Source organism: Hyphomonas johnsonii MHS-2 (assembly GCF_000685275.1).
GTDB lineage: Bacteria > Pseudomonadota > Alphaproteobacteria > Caulobacterales > Hyphomonadaceae > Hyphomonas > Hyphomonas johnsonii.
The window spans coordinates 80849-98299 of record NZ_ARYK01000006.1; the positions used below are offsets into that span (position 1 = coordinate 80849).

Consider the following 17451-nt stretch of genomic DNA (forward strand, 5'->3'; position numbering starts at 1 on the left):
GCCGCCCGGCATAAGGGTGTGATGACCCGCTTCGTCCCTGCGATCTTTCTGCTGCTGGCCGTTTGCGCCTGTGCGACGGCCCCGGCGCCTGTCGTCTATGGCCCGCCGGGCGACCCCGGCAACCCGGTGCAAGGCCCGTTCCAGCCGAATGCCTACCTGCAGGTCTGCGGCGGCATGTCGGTGTCGAATGCGCCGGTCTTCTATCCGGGCGGTTGGGTGGCCGATTTCAAGCCGGTGATCGTGGTCGACGGCGTGGTACTGGTGACGGTGCCGACGAATGATGCCTGCCTGTCTTCCGGGTTCGGCTACAGGGGCGGCAGGCTGCACGAGGGCATCGACCTGACACACCGACCGGCGGGCACCGTCTATGCGGCGGCGCCGGGCCGCGTGGTCGAGGCGCGCATGTCGACCGGGTACGGCCTGCAGGTGCTGATCGACCACGGGCGGGGCGTGTACACGCGCTATGCCCACCTGGCCCATACCGACACGCGCGTCCGGGTCGGCCAGCCGATCGGCTATGGCCAGCCGATCGGCGTGATGGGGCAAAGCGGCAACGCGACGGCGATCCACCTGCATTATGAGATACTGACCGGAAATTATCGCAATCCGAAGGGCTCAAAAGGGCTGTCCGTGCACGATCCGTTCAGGTTTCCTGCCTATGAGCCGGCCCTGACGGGATACTGAACGGGGGAGTGGGGGACAATGCAACCATCAGGCACGGCCACATGAGCGGCCGCTTTTTCGATCCGGCCGTCCTGGCGCGCACCTTCCGTGATCCCCTGACTTGGCTCAGCCTCGTGACAGACCTGTTGCCGATCCTTGCGATCATCCTGTTGCAGTGGGGGCCGACACCGCTGGTGGCCCTGTACTGGCTGGAGAACCTGGTGATCGGCGCCTATACGATATTGCGGCTGGCCGGTTCGGCGACGGGCAATATCGCGAAGCTGGGCGCGGCGATCTTCCTGATACCGTTCTTCACGCTGCACTATGGCATGTTCTGCTACGGCCACGGCGTGTTCCTGAAATCGTTCGCGAGCAATGCCGGCGGCGGCGATGGCATGATGGACATCGTGCGCTGGGCAGTCGGTTCGGGCGAAGGCATGCCGGTGTTCCTGGCCATTATCGTCTTCACCAACGCGGTATTCTTCGCGGTCGACTATATCGGCAAGCGCGAATTCGTGACGGCCAACCCGGCCGCCGAGATGTTTGCGCCCTATGGCCGGATCGTCACGCTGCACGTGGCGATCATCCTGGGGGCCTTCTTCTCGATTGCCACGGACCAGCCACTGCTGGGCGTGCTGATCCTGATCGTGATCCGCGTCGTGTTCGGACTCGTCCTGTCGGTGCTGCGGCGCCTGAAACTGGACGGCCAGCTGGGCGCCAGCCTGTCTGCGTTCGAGCAGGCGGGATGATCACCGCCGCCGTGACCGGCGCATCAGTCGGGCAGGACGGTGACGATAACCCGCTTGTAGCGCGCGAGCGGGGGGCTACCCTTGTCGGTTACCCGCAGGATGAAATGCAGCGTTGACGGCGTGGTAACGTCCGGCGCGACGACATGGACCCGCGCGATGTTCTCGGCAGAGTCGATCGGTACCGGGGCGTCCAGCGTGCCGGCCTCGGGATAGTTGAACCAGACATAGCTGAGGCTGTCGCCGTCGGGATCGGTCGTCGGGGTCGCATCCAGCGTGAAGCCGCTGCCGGACTTGACGGTGAGCGTGTCGGCATGGCCGAGCACCGGGACAGGCGGGTGGTTGGCGTTCCCGAACGGTTGGGTCGTCCAGTCCATGCGGGCCGCGAAGTCGTTCTGGATGTCCTTGCGCCACCGCCACAGCGTGGCCTTGTTGCCGTCGATGGCTTCGGATCCGGCATGTGTTGCCCGCCCGTATGTGCCGGCAACGAGCGGGACATATTGATCGGACGCATTGGTCCAGATGGCCCGCGGCTCGGCTTCGACCGGGACGCCGCCCGTGAATCCGTCGGGGTCGAGCGCGGCCCGGTCCGGCCGGTAGAGTTCGTAGCGCCCGCCCCAGCCGCCCCAGTCAGGGTGTTCGGGGGCGTTCAGGCCATTCGGGATGAGCGCGAGATAGGCGGGCGTATCGCCCTCCATGCCATAGGCCACGTCGGGATACCTGGCGCCAAGGACGCCGTGGCCCTGCTGGATGTTCCCGGCCAGCCAGGCATTGCTGATCTCGTGATTGTCAAAGCCGGGAATTTCGGCGTTGATCGCTGTCCAGGTTGCGCCGCCATACCCGCCGGGACTGACGATGTAGAACAGGTCGGGGAAATTGCGCCGGATCCAGATGCCGGAATCATCCTGGTCCGAGATCGTGTAGACGCGCAGCTTGGCGACCAGGCGCGCCGCGTCGGCCTTGCTGTGGGTGCGCCGGATCTTGTGCAGCGCCTGGGCCAGCGTGTTGGCGCCGCCCCAGACCGATACCCAGACCGGCCGGTCGTCATCCTGTTCCAGGACATGGATGATCCAGTCCGATCCTTCGCTGTCCTTTCCTGCGCCGACGCCGCCCATCCCGTATTCCGGCAGGCCGTGCAGCGTGATCGCCTTGAGCGCAGCGCCGGTGGGATAGCCGGCGGCATGGGTTTCGAGATTCGGCCGGACGTGTTCGTAAGTGTCGAGGACCGCGCGGATCGACTCGGGCGCGACGCGGGTCTTCTGATGGACTGACGTGGTGGCGATCAGCCCCTCGATGTCAATTTCATTGGCGTAGAGCAGCAGGCGGATGAGCGACTGCGTGTCATCGGGGTCGGCCTCGATGTCGGTCAGGACGATCAGGCGCTGGGCCGGTTCGGCCGTCGTGGTCTGGGCCGATGCCAGGGGGGCGAAAACGAGCCCCAGGATCGCCAGGGCGCGTAATACTGGTTTCGGCGTGACGATCATGAACCACCTGTGGAGCGTTGAAGGCGAAGCGCGAGAATAGGGCGCACGCCCTTTTTGTCTAGCGCTAACATTCGAGCGGAATCGGATCGGCATGGGCGGCTGGCCCCGGCGACAGGGCAGGGTGTTCGCCTCGCTGACGTATAAAGTTGACGCATGATGACGGTTGGGCGCATTATCCGCCGCTGAAGCCGGATTCGCGGCACAGAAGGGTTTTTCATGACGTCTACCGCCGACAGTCTCACCGTTCCGGGCAAGCGCGCCCGGTCCAAGGCCGCCAATCGCCGCGCGATCCTGCTCGCCGGGCGGCGCGTGTTTGCCCGCATCGGGTTCGAGGCGACCACCGTGCGCGACATCATCCGGGAGACTGAACTGGCGGCGGGCACGTTCTACAATTACTTCAAGTCCAAGGAAGAGGTCTTCGAGGCCATCGCCGAGGATTCGACCTATCGGTTCCGTGCGCGGCTGAGCGATGTCCGGGCGCGGGCGACCTCGCTGGAGGACTATATCGACCAGGCCTATCGCGCCTATTTCAGCTTCATCGCCGCCGAGAACGAACAGGCGATCAGCGATGGCGCGCCGCATATGGCCCTGATCGGCGTGCGCGTCGACACGCCGGAAATGCTGGCGGTCGCCGACGAGATCCGCTCCGATCTCGACCATGTGCTTTCGGCAGACGGCGCGCCGGACGTGGATATCGACTACCTGACATCCGCCGCCATCGGGATTGCGCGTGAAATGGGCGACGACATGTTGCAGCGCCGCCCGGTCGATGCGGAGGGCGCAACCCTGTTCGCGACCCGGCTGCTGCTGGCGGGTGTAAAGGAAGTGGCTGGCAAGCGGCCCTAAGGACAAGCCTTGGCGAACCTCACGGAAGGGGACTAAGCTGCCGGAAACAAAGGCAGGATGGGAGCCCGGGCATGAGCCTACAGCAGACGATCGCGAAATTGATGTTCAAACTGCCGGGCGGGTGGCTCGTCAGGCTGGCGGGTGGCAAGCCGATCGAGATCAATGGCCGCGTGCTGGAGCCGCAATTGCAGCTGGTAGCCTGGAATGGCCGCAAGGCGCCGCCGCTGTCCAGCCTGCCGGCCGATGTGGTGCAGGCGGCGACCAAGGAACAGCTCGCGATGCTGGCGGCCGATCCCGAGCCCGGCGTGGCGTTCGAGGACTTCACCATTCCCGGCCCCGACAAGAACGAGATTCCCGTCAGGCTGTACCGGCCGGACGAACAGGAACCGGCGCACCCGATGATGGTGTACTATCATATGGGCGGTGGCGTGATCGGCGATATCGAGACCTGCCATGCCTTCTGCTCGATGATTGCGAAGACCGCGCAATGCCCGGTCCTGTCGGTCGACTACCGGCTTGCCCCGCAGCACAAGTTCCCGGCCGGCATCGACGATGCCATCGCGGCCTATGAATGGGCCCTGCGCAATGCCGGCAAATATGGCGCGCCGGAAGGCGTCGCGGCGGTTGGTGGCGACAGCATGGGCGGCAATTTCGCCGCCATCGTCGCGCAGGAAATGAAGCGTGAGGACAAGCCGGTACCGGCCCTGCAGCTGCTGATCTACCCGGCCATCGACCTGGTCGAGGAATTCCCGTCACGGACCGTGTTCAGCGACACGTTCTCGCTGTCGGCCGACACGATGAACTGGTTCATGGACCAGTACCTGCCGGAAGGGTTCGACCGCAGCGACGCGCTGTTGTCGCCTGGCCAGACCGGCGACCTGTCGGGCCTGCCGCCGGCCATCGTGATCACGGCCGGGCATGACCCGCTGGTCGACGAGGGCGATGATTATGCCCTGCGGCTGGGCCGCGACGGCGTTTACGTCAAGCACAAGCGCTTTGATGCGCTGGCCCATGCCTTTACGGCGTTCACGGACTTTTCTCCCGGCTCTCGCGCTGCGTGCGAGGAAATAGCAGGCATGGTTCACGACATGTACGGTCGCCTGTGAGAGCGCTTGTCTGCCATCGGATCGCAGACGATTTTTCGGGCGTCGAAGTCCGCGACGTGCCGTTGCCGGAGCCGGGGCCTGACGAAGTGCGCGTGCGGGTCAGGGCGGCCAGCGTCAATTTCCCGGACCTGCTGCTGACGCAGGGCAAGTACCAGCTGAAACTGGAACCGCCCTTCACGCCGGGCATGGATTTCTCGGGCGTTGTCGACAAGATGGGGGAGGGGGCCGAAGGGCCGCTGCGCCTGGGCCATGACGTGGCGGGCGGCAGCCGGTTTGGCGCCTTTGCCGAATTCGTCGTCGTGCCGGCCGACGCCCTGCAGAAGAAGCCGCCAGCGATGGGTTTTGCCGAGGCGGCGGCCTATCCGGCGGCCTACCTGACGGCCTATGTCGCGCTGGTCAGGCGCGCCAACCTGCAGCCCGGCGAGACACTGCTGGTGCACGGTGCGAGCGGCGGCGTGGGCCTGGCTGCCGTCGATGTCGGCAAGCTGCTGGGGGCGACGGTGATTGCGACGGGCGCATCGGACGAAAAACTCGATCTCGTCGTGGATTACGGGGCCGACTATGCAATCAATGTGATGCAGGGGTTCCGTGACAAGGTGAAGACGCTGACGGGCGGGCGCGGGGCGGACGTGATCTTCGATCCGGTCGGCGGCGACGTGTTCGACGAAAGCGTGCGCTGTATCGCATTTGGCGGACGCTTGCTGGTGATCGGCTTCACGTCAGGCCGGATCGCGACCGTGGCGACCAACATGCCGCTGATCAAGGGTTTCTCCGTCGTCGGCGTGCGGGCCGGCGAATATGGCCGACAGTTCCCGGACAAGGGCCGTGAGAACGTCGAGACCATCTGGGACTGGGCGCGCGAGGGCAAGACGCATCCGCGGGTTCATGCGAGCTTCCAGCTGGAAGACGCGCTGGACGCGTTCGCCATGCTGCGGGACCGCAAGGTTGTCGGCAAGGTCGTGGTCACGCCCTAGGCCGAACAGAGCACCAACCCGATGATCCCGCCGGCGACCAGCAGGACGCCGGCGATCTCGCGGACGGTGACGCGCTCCTTGAAGACGAGGATCGAGGCGGCGATCATGAAGATGACCTCGACCTGTCCAAGGGCGCGAACGAGTGCTGCGTTCTGCAGGGTGAACGCCGTGAACCAGGCGAGCGAACCCAGCATGCCGACCAGGCCGACCCAACCGGCACTCCGCCAGCTGCGCAGGAGGCGCTGCGTCTGGCCGGGTTCCCGGACAAGCAGCCACACGAGCACGGTGATGGCCTGGAAGCCGGTGACGAAGGCGAGCGTGACCGAGGCGCGCAGGAACACGTCGCCGTCCGCGAGTGACAGGGACGCGCCGCGATAGGCAACGGCGGACAGGCCGAACAGGCCGCCGGAGAGGATTCCCAGCAGGGCCTTCCGGTCAAGAAAGCTGCGCCGGCCGGTGGCGTCCGCCGGAATCGAGATCAGGATGACACCGACAAGGCTGACAAGGATGGCGACGGCGACGGGCAGTGACAGGTGGTCACCCAGAAGGATGATGCCGAACAGCGCTGTCTGGATCGGTTCGGTCTTGGTGAAGGCCGTCGCGACGGTGAAGTTCTTGTAGGAGAAGAGATGGATCAGCAGGCCGGTCGCGAGGATCTGCGCGAGGCCGCCGGCCATGCCGCTGAGCACGAAGGTCAGGTTCAGTGGCGGCACCGTGGCGCCGGTGGTCAAGACGAGACCGCCCAGAACGAGGAGCGCAAGCGGCGCGGCATAGACGAAACGGGCCGCCGTCGCGCCCCAAGTGCTGAGCGTGGCTTTCAGGCGTTTCTGCAGCGCAGAGCGCAGGTTCTGCAGGAACGCTGCAGCGATCGTGATCGGGATCCAGATTTCCATCCGGCGCTTGGACAGTAGGCGGACCGGCTTGTCAAAGCGCATCGCGGGCGCGCGCCTTGACGGATTCAAAGCATGTGACAGTATTACAATCCATCTATGGGTGAGGAGGATGGATGTGAAGGTTGCATACGGGATCGTGGGGGCGGCGGCTCTCTGTGCGGGATTTGCCGGCGGGCTGGTGGCGGCGCCGCACCTGTTTCCGCAGGCCGTCGAGCCGGGAGAGGGCTGGGTGGACCTGTCCGTGCTGCCGGACGACCTGATCGAGCAGCACAGGACGACCGCGTATCTCGAAAACGAGATAAAGAGTGCAGAGATGTCCAAAAGAATGCTCGAAGAAATGGCGGCGGAAAAGGCCGCGCGTGCTGACATCAAGCTGCCGGAAGGCGTGCCGTCATTCCCTGGTGGGCGCCTTGTTGAGGCGCCGTCGAGCGCCGACTGGCCGGATATCGCGCCGGAAGGTGACACCGGGGGCGCATTCGCCGCCGCGAAGGATGGCTGGGTTGTGATCAACATATGGGCGACGTGGTGCGCACCCTGTGTCAAGGAACTGCCTGACATGGATGCGGGTGCGCCGCGCCTGGCCGAGGCGGGCGTGACATTGCTGGCAATCGACGCTGACATGTCGCGCAATGACACGCTGGCCGATGTCGAGGCGGTGTATCGCAAGCGCGGCGTGAAGTCGCTCGCGCCCCTGTTTGCAGCCGGATCCGACGCCAATGCCTTGCTCATTGCGAGCGGGCAGACCGTCGGCGCACAATACCCGACGAACATCGTCTACAGGCCGGGCGGAGAGCCCTATGCCCTGTTCTACCAAATGCCCGACGACCGGACAGGTATCTGGTCGTCGGACGAGATGATTGCCTTCTTTGCCGCGCTGACGGAAAGCGGCGGCTAGACCGTCCGCTTCGCCTTGTCGGCATTGTTGGTGGCGGTGATGGCATCCTTGGCGGCCTGCCACTGGGCGTCTCCCCATTCGGTGAGCATCGAGAAGTTGCCGCCGGACGCATTGTACATGGCACCGTCAATGGCGATGGTCTGGCCGTTGATGTATTCGGCGCCGGGGCCCATCAGCAGGACGGCGAGATTGACCAGTTCGTGCATCTCGCCGACGCGGCCCATCGGGTTGGCGGTGCCGCTGTCCATCCGCTTGGCACCGTCGGCATCCGGCGCGAGGCGCTTCGACATGCCTTCCGTGGGGAAGGGGCCCGGCGCAATGGCGTTGAAGCGCAGGCCGTAGCGGCCCCACTCGACCGCGAGGCTTTGTGTCATCACGTTGACGCCGGCCTTGGACATGGCGGACGGCACGACGAAGGGCCCGCCATTCCAGACCCATGTCGTCAGGATGGAGACAACGTTGCCGCGATGGCCGCCCTTGATCCAGCGCGTGCCGATATCATGCGTCATGTAGAACGTGCCGCGGAAGACGATATTGGCGATGGCGTCGAAGCCGCGGATCGAGAGGTCTTCGGTGCGCGAGATGAAATTGCCGGCGGCATTGTTGACGAGGCCGGTGAGCGGGCCGTGCTTGGCCCAGATCGCGTCGTTCATGTCGGTGATCGCCTCGGCGACGCGGATATCGCACGCGTGCGGCACGACCTTGCCGCCATGCTTGTCCATCAGTTCCCTGGCGGTCTCTTCGCACACGCCACCGCGCCGGCCGCAGATGTGGACCTCGGCGCCGAGCGTCAGGAAGCCTTCGGCCATTTCCTTGCCGAGGCCGGTGCCGCCGCCCGTGACCAGGATGCGTTCACCCTTCATCAGGCCGTCGCGGAACATGAGTTGTGACGTATCCATAAGTGGTCTCCCCTTTTTTTATCTGCTAGCGAGTATAGCCAGTCTGCAGCCGGAGGCATCCCATGAAACCTGTCATCTTTTCGCTCTTTGCCATTACCCTCGCGGCAGGCCATGCCAGCGCCGGACCGCTCGACGTGTTCGGCACGTTCGCAACCGAAGAAGAGAATTCGCATGTCGAGATTGCCGATTGCGGCGACGGCACCCCGTGCGGCACGATCGTGTGGATCGATCCGGCAAGCGTGACGGACGGCAAGACGCCGGACACCGCGACGGATGCGGACGGCAAGAAGATTCTCGGCCTGACGATGCTGCAGGGCTTTGAGAAGAAGGCCAAGGGCTGGGCCGGTGGCACGATCTACAACCCGAAAGAGGGCAAGACCTACAGCTCGCGCATGAAACGGCTGGACGATGGCGTGCTTGAAGTGAAGGGCTGTATCGCCATGCTGTGCAAGACGCAGAACTGGAAGCCGGTAGGCTGAGGGGCGCTATTTCCGGAAGGGCAGGCTGACCAGCCGCCAGAGAATCCAGACCGGCAACACGATGCCGGCGCCAGCGAGCGCGGGCTTCCAGAAATTCCGGACAGCCCAGCCGGCAGCGGCGAGCGTCTGGCGGGCAATCGAGGCGAGGGCGGCGGGGACGTCGACGTCGGGCGAGGCCGGATTGAAATTGGCCGCCAGGACGAAGAATCCCACCAGCACGCATAGCGCGAGCAGCTTGAGGCCGCCCCAGGGACTGATGCCGAACAGGCGGATGAGCAGGGGGCGGGGCGGCGGCTTGACGGGCCTGGGCGCGGGGGCCGGGCCGGGCGGCGGCGGAAGCGGTTCTACAACGGGTGGTTCGCTGTCACTCATGTTCCGCCTTGTTCACTGCCACATTGCCCTTGTAGGCGACATTGACCTGGTGCGGATACGGGATCGAGATGCCTTCGCGATCGAAGGCTTCCTTGACGCCCTTGGTAATGTCGGCGCGGACCTGCACGAATTCGGGTGTCGCGACCCAGGCGCGCAGGCGCAGCTTGACGCTCCAGTCGGCGAGGGCATGCACGCCAACCCATGTCTCGCTCTTGGCCAGCACGCGCGGATGGTCGGTGGCGACCGCCAGCAACACGGCCAGCGCGTGGTCCATGTTGTCGTCATAGGAAATGTCGAAATAGAGGTCGAACCGGCGGCGTGTCTGGCGCGTGTGGTTGACCAGCGCATCGCTCCAGACCTTGTCATTGGTGACGATGACGATCTTGTTGTCGACCTGCTTCAGCGAGGTGGTGAAGGGCGAGATGTCGGTAACCTCGCCTTCGAGACCGGCCAGGCTGACATAGTCGCCAATGCGGAACGGGCGCAGGATGGCCAGCATGACGCCGGCGGCGACCGATTTCATCGTGTCCTGCAGGCCAAGGCCGATGGCCAGGCCGAGCGCACCAAGCACGGCGGCCAGCGAGGTTGTCGGGAAACCAAGCTGGGTCAGCGCCATGACGATGGCGACGGCGAATATCAGGTATTTGACCAGTGACCCGGCAAAAGCGAACAGCGTGTCGTCTGCGCCGGTGCGCCGATGGGCCTTGCCGCCGAAATTGCGCATCGACCGGGCGACCCAGTTCGCAAACAGGATGGCCACGAAGAGGATGGCGACCGCCGCGATCGCGCCCGGACCCCGGTTCTCGACCAGTGTTCGCCAGTCATAGCCCGCCAGTCCAAGCGGCAGGGGCGACATCAGGATCAGCGCGAACATGCGCGCCACCGAAGCGCCCAGGTCCCAGCTGGAGCCTTCGAAATCCATGTCCTTTGCGGTGACCATCTTGCCGACCAGCATGACCAGCCGTTTGATCACGATGGCGACAATCCAGATCAGGATGGTTGCGCCGAACACCAGTGACCATTTCAGGACCTCGGGTTCCGCAGCCACTGCCCAGTCGGGCCAGCCCGTCATGTCGATTTCAGGTATCATGGCGACCTCATGTCATGCGCCGGAGCTGGCTTCAACTCTCGCTTTTGGTCACGTTGACCTGGTGCGGGTAAGGAATGGAAATGCCGGCGTCATCGAGGGCCGCCTTGACGTTCATTGTGAGGGCCCAGCGGGTTTCCCAGTAATCGGGTGTCTTCACCCACGGGCGGGCAATGATGTCGACCGAACTGGCGCCCAGCGCGCTGACCCGTACGACGGGGGCGGGGTCTGCCAGGACACGCTTGTCGGCCTTGATGACACCCTCGATGACGCTGATCGCATGTTCCATGCCGTCGCCGTAGTCGATGCCGAAGACAAGATCGATGCGGCGGGTCGGATAGCCGGCATAGTTCTTGATGACGCCGTCAATGGCCTGGCTGTTGGGCACGATCACCTGGACATTGTCGGGTGTCGCCATGATGGTCTGGAACAGGTTGATTTCCTTCACCGTGCCGCCAATGCCGGCGACCTCGATATACTGGCCGACACCATAGGGGCGGAACAGCATGATCATGATGCCGGATGCGATATTGCCGAGCGCGCCCTGAAGCGACAGGCCGATGGCCAGGGTCATGGCGCCGAGAATGGCGACGAAGCTGGTCGCCTGGATGCCGAACAATTGCAGCGCGGCGATGATGGTGGCCGCGGTCAGGAACCAGCGGACGAGGGAGGCGAAGAAGCTGCCCAGCGTTTCGTCGATATTCGGGCGCTTGACCGCCTGCCGACGGACGAGGCTGGCCATTGCGCCGGAGATGCGCAGGCCGACAATCAGCAGGATGAAGGCGCCGAGCGCCTTCAGCCCATAGGCTGCAAGCGTGGGCCAGTTTTCGGCGAGCGCGGCTTGCCAGTCGATATTGTTCAGAAAGTCCATGAAATACTCCGGGGTCAGGTTTGGCCAAGCGCGCCGCGAGCGCCGCGCGTCAGCCGGAGGTAGAGGATGAGACAGGTGACGACACCTGTCATGATGGCGAGCCAGTTCATGCCCGTGATCGTCCAGTTGTTGAGGATGATGCCGACGAGGCCCCAGCCGAGCGCAATGAAGAACCAGGGACTGCGGCTGATGAAGCGGCTAAAGGCCCAGGTGCCAAGCGCTGCGGCACCGATCGTGGTCCACAGCATGGGCCAAGGGAGGTCTGTCGGGCCGAGGGTCGAGAACGAGCGGATGGTCAGCGGGATCGATATTGCGATGGCGACCATGATCCAGCCGGACAGAAGGCCGGTGGCGGCATCGGCGATGAACTTGGCCGGGCTGCCGCCCATGCCGCGCACGCGGTCGAACCTGTAGGCCGCCGTCCATGCCGTGATTGCGATGGGAAAGAGCAGGACGAAGTCGAGTGGCTGGGAGGCGATGATCTGCGCACTCAGCATCCAGACAACACTGAAGAATCCGGCGAGGGCCAGCGGCGCTGCGATTCGGTCCATCCAGGGTTCGTGCCGCAGCAGTGTAGCCAGCGCAAACAGGAAATAGGCCAGGAAAATCACGCCCCAGATTGCGAAGAAAATCGGCAGCGGTTGTTCCGGCGCGCCCGCATCGCGGGTGGCATTGCCGATCGGTGTGCCGATTCGCAGCACGGGCGCGAGGGCGCCTGCCAGTGGCTGCAACAGGGCAAGGAGAATCAGGATGGATGACCGGTGTCTCTGCATGGGAGGTGATATGTAGCTGAAAAATCATGCGGTAACGCGCCCCAACTGAAAAAAGTTTGATGCAGGCGGGCGAATTGACGTTATACGCCGACGCCTCTGCGGAGATTCAACAAAGGAATTTGCTCATGGCAATGAAACCTGCGGCCAAGAAGGCCGCTGCCAAACCTGCCGCCACGAAAACGGCTGTCGCGAAGAAACCTTCTGTCGCGAAGAAACCTGCTGCGAAGGCGGCTGCCAAGCCGGCTGCGAAAGCCAAACCGGCTGCAGCACCTGCCAAGGCGGCAACCAAGACTGCGCCGACTGTCACACTGCGTCAGATGTCGGTCGGCCTGGCCGAGACACACGGCCTGACTAAGAAGCAGGCGCAGGAAATTTTCGACGACATGGCGACGCAAATCACGAAGCGCCTCAAGAAGGGCGAACGTATTCGCCTGAACGGCCTCGGCACGCTGGAAGTGCGCAAGCGCCCGGCACGCATGGGCCGCAACCCGGCAACGGGCGAAGCGATCAAGATCAAGGCTTCGAAGAAGGTGGCCTTCCGCGTCGCAAAGGAACTGAAAGAGACCGTCTGAGGACGGAATTCTTTCCAGTATTCATTGAAGGGCCGGACCGGAAATGGTCCGGCCCTTTTTCGTTTTGCGCAAGGGTCCGCTAGTCTGGCAGGAGTGCCACGAGTGTTTCGAGCCGGTCCGCCTCGGCGGTCGGTTTGTCCCAGCGGATGCGATTGATCCGGGGAAAGCGCATGGCGATACCGGACTTGTGGCGCGGCGAGCGCTGCAGGCCCTCGAAGGCCACTTCCAGAACGATGCCCGTTTCCTTGTTCGCCGTCACCGAGCGCACCGGCCCGAACCGCTCAATCGTGTTGGCGCGCACGAAGGCGTCGAGTTGCTTCAGTTCCGCGTCGGTAAAACCGAAATAGGCCTTGCCCACAGGGGTCAATTCGTCTTCGCCGCCGGCCGCGCGCCAGACACCGAACGTGAAATCGGAATAGAAGCTGGACCGTTTGCCGTGGCCGCGCTGGGCATACATCAGCACGGCGTCGACGAGATAGGGATCGCGTTTCCATTTGTACCAGAGGCCTTTCGGGCGCCCGGCGACATAGGCGCTGTCCCAGCGTTTCAGCATCAGGCCTTCAATCTCGGGCGAGGGCGGTGCGAGGCGGGCGGCGTCGAGTGCGGCGATATCGGTGACCGGGACGAGCGGGGAGAGGTCGAAGCGGGCAGGGCTCAACCCTGCGACGAAGGCTTCAAGGCTCTGGCGGCGGGCGCGGAAGGGGCGGGCGCGCAGATCCGTTCCGCCATCCTGCAGGATGTCATAGGTGCGGATAAAGGCCGGATGGGTTTCCATCTGGCGCTTCGAGACCGTCTTGCGATTGAGGCGCTGCTGCAATGCATTGAAGGGGGCAACGGCGCCGTCGGTGGTCCGGACGAGGAGTTCGCCGTCGAGCGTGCCCTCGAAATCCATCGCGGCCACGACATCCGGGAAGGTGCGGGAAATATCGTCACCGGTACGGGTGTAGATGCGCCGTGTGCCGCGTTCGGCCGAGGCCTGGACACGGATGCCGTCGAACTTCCACTCGGCTGCGAACGTGTCCGGCCGGATCAGCGCGGGGTCGAGGGCGTCCGGATTGCCGCGGTCGGCCTTGGGCACCAGCGGGTGGGCGAGCATGACGGGCCGGAAGGGGGCGGCGATGTCCGGCGCCGGCTTCTCGGCGCGGTCTTCCAGCCAGGCGAACAGGCTTTCATAGGGCGAGGCAAGGCCGTGCCAGATTTCCTCGATGTCGGTCACGTCCTTCTCGCCGAACTGGGCCAGGGCAAGTTTCGCGAGCCGGGCCGAGACGCCGATGCGCAGGCCGCCGGTCATCAGTTTCAGCAAGGCCCAGCGTCCGGTCGTGTCGAGATCGTCGAGCCAGCCCGCCACGAGACCCGGCGCCTCGGCGCGGCTGGCGCCCGACAGGGTCTCGACGATGTCCGACAGGGGCGGCGGGCGGTTCGCACGCCGGTCTCCGGGCCAGACGAGGCTGACGGTTTCGGCAAGATCGCCAACGTAATCGTAGGACATCGCAAAAAGGCCGGCGTCCATCCGGTCCGCAATCAGGTCGCGGATCATGGCCGGCTTGACGCCGGGAATGTCGAGGTCGCCTGTGAGGGCGCCGAGGGCATAGCCGCGGTCCGGGTCCGGGGCAGCGGCGAAATAGGCCATCATGAGGCGGAGCTTGCCGTTGCGGGACGGCGTCAGGACCAGACGGTCGAGCAGGTCGGCAAAGGCTTGCATCAGGCCATACATAAGGCCAAACACATTGCATGACAGCGCCTCGTTCAAGATCGTGAACGCAAAATGAAAACCGCAAGGGATACCAGCCGATGACGCTCACGCTCCACCACCTGAATGCTTCACGCTCGCAGCGGATCGTCTGGCTGCTCGCCGAACTCGGCGTGCCGCACGAAATCGTCCATTACAAGCGCAACGAGACCACCAACCTTGCGCCGCCGGACCTGTTGAAGATCCACCCGATGGGCAAGTCACCCCTGCTGGAGGATGACGGGGTCGTCATCGCGGAGACGGGCGCCATCGCCGAATACCTGATGGGCAAGTACGACACGGCCTTCCAGCTGCACCCGCGCCCCAACTCGCCGGAATTCCCGCGTTACCTGGAGTGGATTCACGCTGCCGAGGGGGCCGTGTTCCTGCCGGGCCTGTTGCAGGTCTATTTCCGCAATGTCGACATGACAAACAGCCCGGTCACCGCAATGATGGCGGCCGAGCGCGAGAAGGCAGCTGGCGTCATCGAGGCGCACCTTGCGACATATCCCTACTTCGCGGGCGACCGGTTCACGGCAGCCGACTGCCTGATGGGCTTCCAGATCCAGATGGCTGACAGCATGGGCGCGCTGGAAAATCGCCCGGCAACCAAGGCCTGGCTCACGAAGATGCAGGCGCGGCCAGCTTACCAGAAGATGCTGGAAGTCGGGATCTAGGCCTGCCTACCTGCAATGGTCCGTGCGGGCGTCGCACAGGGCCATGACAGAGGTGATCCAGCCCATATAGCCCTGCAGGTTGGTGTAGCGGCCATTATAGTCGCCGGCGCAGAATTCCCCGGTCGTGCGGTTCTGTTCGACGACCGAGAGCACGCCGACAACCGTACGGGTGCCGTCCGCCTCGGTGACATAGAGCGGCCCGCCGCTGTCACCGACACAGGGGCCGGCCCCGCCGGCGCTGGCCACGTCGATCACCGCCGGGCCGTCGGCCCTGTTGGCCAGCGTGGTGGTGAGGAGGGCGTTCGAGAGCTGGCCGCCATAATGGGTGATGCCCCAGCCGGCCATGTCGAATGTGGGGTAATTGGCGGGGGCCAGCGTCAGCAGGGTGGGACCATAGGTGGCGATCGGCACGTCCGCGATCGGGGCGACCTGGTCGTCGTCGAGGCGGATCAGCGCGATGTCATTGGCATAGCCGGTGGCAGTGCCCTTGTAGCCGGCATGGCACACGGCCGTCTTGCCGGAGGTGACCTTGGCGAGCGGGCTGCGCAGGTTTTCCGCGTCGCCGATGATGCGCAGCTCGTCATACGGGTCATCGACGCAATGGGCCGCCGTGACGAACCAGTTGGGCGCGATGCGGGTGGCGCTGCAATGGCCGGACAGGATCGTGCCGTTGGGCCCGGGGCCGCGCGGTTCCAGCTTCACGATGCCCGGAAAGCTCGCAAGGCTGGCGGCGAGGCCGTTGACGGCGGAGGGCGCGGCGGTGCTGTCAGCCGCCGCTGGCGCACCGGCGAGTGAGGCGACGGTCGGTGTCGGCGCGGCGCCAGCGGGCAGGCCGCAGCGGCCGGCATTGAGGGACGCGAGGGTTGGCAGGGGCGTGTCGACGGTCAGGGCGAGGGCGGGGAGGGATTCAGGCTGCAGGCTTGCGTCGTCAACGGCGCTGGGCTCGCCGCTGGCATCAGCATCTGCATCTGTACCGGCATCGACACTGGCATCAGCATCGGTATCCGTGCCGGTTTCGTCGGCGAGGGGGGTATCCGAAGCGGGCGCGGCGGCTTCAACTGTTTCTGCGGCTGCCGGCTCGGGGGCCGCGGCCACGGTTGCCGGGGCTTCAGGCACGACTTCAACAGAATTGGCTACATCCTCGTCGAAAATGTCGTCGGGCAGCTGGGCGACCGGATCGGCGGACTCTTCCTCGACCGGGTTGACGCCCGGCACACGAACGGCGTCGCAGGCTGACAGTGCGAGTAGCGCGGCGGCGGCCGCAAATAGAACCGGGCGTTTCATTTCGTCCCCTCTGAAAGCACCAATGTCCCTCCTAAAGGCCGCATCCGGGGCGTGCGGTCAACTGACCTCTTCGTCATAGCCGACAAGGCGCAGGGGCCGGGCACGGCGGCCTTCCAGCTCGGCCCAGCGTACCAGCGCGTCCTCGCGGCCATAGGTCACCCAGAGTTGGGACGGGTTCACTTCCTGCACCGTCCGGGTCAGCTCGTCCCAGTCGGCATGGTCCGAGATCACCAGTGGCAGCTCCACGCCGCGCTGTTTTGCCCGCTGCTTGATACTCATCCAGCCGGATGCGAAGGCGATGACCGGATCGGGGAAATTCTGCGCCCACTTGCCCTCGAAACTGCCGGGCGGGGCGACGACGACCTGGCCGCGACAGGCTTCCCGCGCGGCTTTCGCCTGTTCGCCCGCTGGCACGGTGACCAGCACTCCGAGGTCAATGCCGACGGACTGGTAGTGCGCGCAGAGCTTTTCGAGGCTGGAATGGATGTAGATGGGCGCGTCATGGCCGGCGAGGCGCAGGTGGCGGATCACGCGCTGGGCCTTGCCGAGTGAATAGGCGCCGACGCAATGCGTCCGCTCGGGGAAGGTGGCGAGGCTGTGCAGCAGGCGCTCGATTTCGCGGCCTGTATCGGGATGGCGGAAGACCGGCAGGCCGAATGTCGCTTCGGAAATCAGCACATGGGTATTCGTGACGGGCTCGAAGCTGGCGCAGGTCGGGTCGAAGCGGCGCTTGTAGTCGCCGGTGAACACCATGCGCAGGCCCTTGTAATCCAGCACGACCTGGGCCGACCCGAGGATGTGGCCGGCCGGGGAAAGCCAGACGGTGACGCCGTTGATGCTGACCGGTTCGCCATAGTCCAGCGCCTGTGTCGCCTTCGCGAAACTGGCGCCATAGCGGCAGGCCATGATGGCCAGCGTGTCGGGATGGGCGAGCACCTTGCCATGGCCGCCGCGGGCATGATCGGAATGGCCATGGCTGATCACGGCGCGGTCAACGGCGCCGCGCACGGGGTCCAGGTAGAAGTCTCCCGGCGGGCAGTAGAGGCCCTTGGGTGTCGGCTGGAGGAGGAGGTCGGGGCGGAGCATGCGCGGAGTGTAGGC

At 64.9% G+C, this 17451-nt stretch carries 18 protein-coding genes and 1 pseudogene; 9 read left to right on the forward strand and 10 right to left on the reverse strand.

The genetic code is table 11. The annotated features are described in order from the left end of the window. Positions 1-21 precede the first annotated feature (21 nt). Together HJO_RS12555 and HJO_RS12560 are read left to right on the forward strand one after the other, a co-directional pair. A complete protein-coding gene (locus tag HJO_RS12555; RefSeq protein WP_051618569.1) occupies positions 22-684 on the forward strand; it encodes a M23 family metallopeptidase in 663 nt (220 codons plus the stop codon). Between the two features lie 41 nt (positions 685-725). Then, positions 726-1412 (forward strand): DUF6498-containing protein, encoded by a 687-nt coding sequence (locus HJO_RS12560; RefSeq protein ID WP_035617382.1) that lies wholly within the window; start codon positions 726-728, stop codon positions 1410-1412. Positions 1413-1435: 23 nt separating this feature from the next. Here HJO_RS12560 and HJO_RS12565 read toward each other — a convergent pair whose 3' ends face one another. Further along, positions 1436-2893, reverse strand: coding sequence for a DUF1593 domain-containing protein (locus HJO_RS12565; RefSeq protein ID WP_035617384.1), 1458 nt, complete (start codon positions 2891-2893; stop codon positions 1436-1438). 216 nt (positions 2894-3109) lie between these two features. Here HJO_RS12565 and HJO_RS12570 point away from each other — a divergent pair, with 216 nt between their 5' ends. The 3 genes from HJO_RS12570 to HJO_RS12580 all read left to right on the forward strand — a co-directional run bounded on the left by HJO_RS12570 (position 3110) and on the right by HJO_RS12580 (position 5819). Beyond that, the gene (locus tag HJO_RS12570) at positions 3110-3739 is read left to right on the forward strand and encodes a TetR/AcrR family transcriptional regulator (RefSeq protein ID WP_035617386.1); all 630 of its coding nucleotides are present in this window, start codon (positions 3110-3112) and stop codon (positions 3737-3739) included. A gap of 71 nt (positions 3740-3810) precedes the next feature. Continuing rightward, a complete protein-coding gene (locus tag HJO_RS12575) occupies positions 3811-4845 on the forward strand; it encodes an alpha/beta hydrolase (RefSeq protein WP_035617388.1) in 1035 nt (344 codons plus the stop codon). Then, the gene (locus HJO_RS12580; protein ID WP_035617390.1) at positions 4842-5819 is read left to right on the forward strand and encodes an NADPH:quinone oxidoreductase family protein; all 978 of its coding nucleotides are present in this window, start codon (positions 4842-4844) and stop codon (positions 5817-5819) included. Before HJO_RS12575 ends, HJO_RS12580 begins: the two co-directional genes overlap by 4 nt. On the opposite strand, the gene HJO_RS12585 is transcribed toward HJO_RS12580, so the two are convergent. Then, a complete protein-coding gene (locus tag HJO_RS12585) occupies positions 5816-6754 on the reverse strand; it encodes a DMT family transporter (RefSeq protein WP_206741853.1) in 939 nt (312 codons plus the stop codon). The two genes, HJO_RS12580 and HJO_RS12585, sit on opposite strands and share 4 nt — an antisense overlap. A gap of 67 nt (positions 6755-6821) precedes the next feature. Here HJO_RS12585 and HJO_RS12590 point away from each other — a divergent pair, with 67 nt between their 5' ends. Further along, positions 6822-7607 (forward strand): TlpA disulfide reductase family protein, encoded by a 786-nt coding sequence (locus HJO_RS12590; protein WP_035617393.1) that lies wholly within the window; start codon positions 6822-6824, stop codon positions 7605-7607. Here HJO_RS12590 and HJO_RS12595 read toward each other — a convergent pair. Continuing rightward, positions 7604-8506 (reverse strand): SDR family oxidoreductase, encoded by a 903-nt coding sequence (locus HJO_RS12595; protein WP_035617395.1) that lies wholly within the window; start codon positions 8504-8506, stop codon positions 7604-7606. The two genes, HJO_RS12590 and HJO_RS12595, sit on opposite strands and share 4 nt — an antisense overlap. A 62-nt stretch (positions 8507-8568) precedes the next feature. On the opposite strand from HJO_RS12595, the gene HJO_RS12600 reads away from it, so the two are divergent. Further along, a complete protein-coding gene (locus HJO_RS12600) occupies positions 8569-8985 on the forward strand; it encodes a DUF2147 domain-containing protein (RefSeq protein WP_035617398.1) in 417 nt (138 codons plus the stop codon). A gap of 6 nt (positions 8986-8991) precedes the next feature. On the opposite strand, the gene HJO_RS12605 is transcribed toward HJO_RS12600, so the two are convergent. The 4 genes from HJO_RS12605 to HJO_RS12620 are packed head-to-tail and all read right to left on the reverse strand — an operon-like array spanning position 8992 to position 12088. Then, positions 8992-9357 (reverse strand): hypothetical protein, encoded by a 366-nt coding sequence (locus HJO_RS12605; RefSeq protein WP_051618570.1) that lies wholly within the window; start codon positions 9355-9357, stop codon positions 8992-8994. Continuing rightward, positions 9350-10447 carry a mechanosensitive ion channel family protein gene (locus HJO_RS12610; protein WP_051618571.1) on the reverse strand — a complete coding sequence of 366 codons (1098 nt, stop codon included), beginning with the start codon at positions 10445-10447 and terminating at the stop codon, positions 9350-9352. Before HJO_RS12610 ends, HJO_RS12605 begins: the two co-directional genes overlap by 8 nt. Positions 10448-10478: 31 nt before the next feature. After that, positions 10479-11315 (reverse strand): mechanosensitive ion channel family protein, encoded by an 837-nt coding sequence (locus tag HJO_RS12615; RefSeq protein WP_051618572.1) that lies wholly within the window; start codon positions 11313-11315, stop codon positions 10479-10481. A gap of 14 nt (positions 11316-11329) precedes the next feature. Further along, positions 11330-12088 carry a hypothetical protein gene (locus HJO_RS12620; RefSeq protein ID WP_035617399.1) on the reverse strand — a complete coding sequence of 253 codons (759 nt, stop codon included), beginning with the start codon at positions 12086-12088 and terminating at the stop codon, positions 11330-11332. A 242-nt stretch (positions 12089-12330) separates the two neighbouring features. Here HJO_RS12620 and HJO_RS18240 point away from each other — a divergent pair. Continuing rightward, positions 12331-12660 (forward strand): annotated as a pseudogene (locus HJO_RS18240) (HU family DNA-binding protein); the annotation flags it as partial. A gap of 79 nt (positions 12661-12739) precedes the next feature. Here the strand turns inward: HJO_RS18240 and HJO_RS12630 are convergent. Next, entirely contained in the window at positions 12740-14362 is a 1623-nt protein-coding gene (locus HJO_RS12630) for a cisplatin damage response ATP-dependent DNA ligase (RefSeq protein ID WP_035617738.1), read from the reverse strand. An 89-nt stretch (positions 14363-14451) separates the two neighbouring features. Here HJO_RS12630 and HJO_RS12635 point away from each other — a divergent pair, with 89 nt between their 5' ends. After that, positions 14452-15066, forward strand: coding sequence for a glutathione S-transferase family protein (locus tag HJO_RS12635; protein WP_035617400.1), 615 nt, complete (start codon positions 14452-14454; stop codon positions 15064-15066). Between the two features lie 6 nt (positions 15067-15072). Here HJO_RS12635 and HJO_RS12640 read toward each other — a convergent pair whose 3' ends face one another. Both HJO_RS12640 and HJO_RS12645 read right to left on the reverse strand, forming a co-directional pair. Further along, positions 15073-16350 carry a S1 family peptidase gene (locus HJO_RS12640; protein WP_051618573.1) on the reverse strand — a complete coding sequence of 426 codons (1278 nt, stop codon included), beginning with the start codon at positions 16348-16350 and terminating at the stop codon, positions 15073-15075. 57 nt (positions 16351-16407) lie between these two features. After that, on the reverse strand, positions 16408-17436 hold the full coding sequence (locus tag HJO_RS12645; RefSeq protein WP_035617402.1) for a ligase-associated DNA damage response exonuclease: 1029 nt from the start codon (positions 17434-17436) through the stop codon (positions 16408-16410). Positions 17437-17451 lie beyond the last annotated feature (15 nt).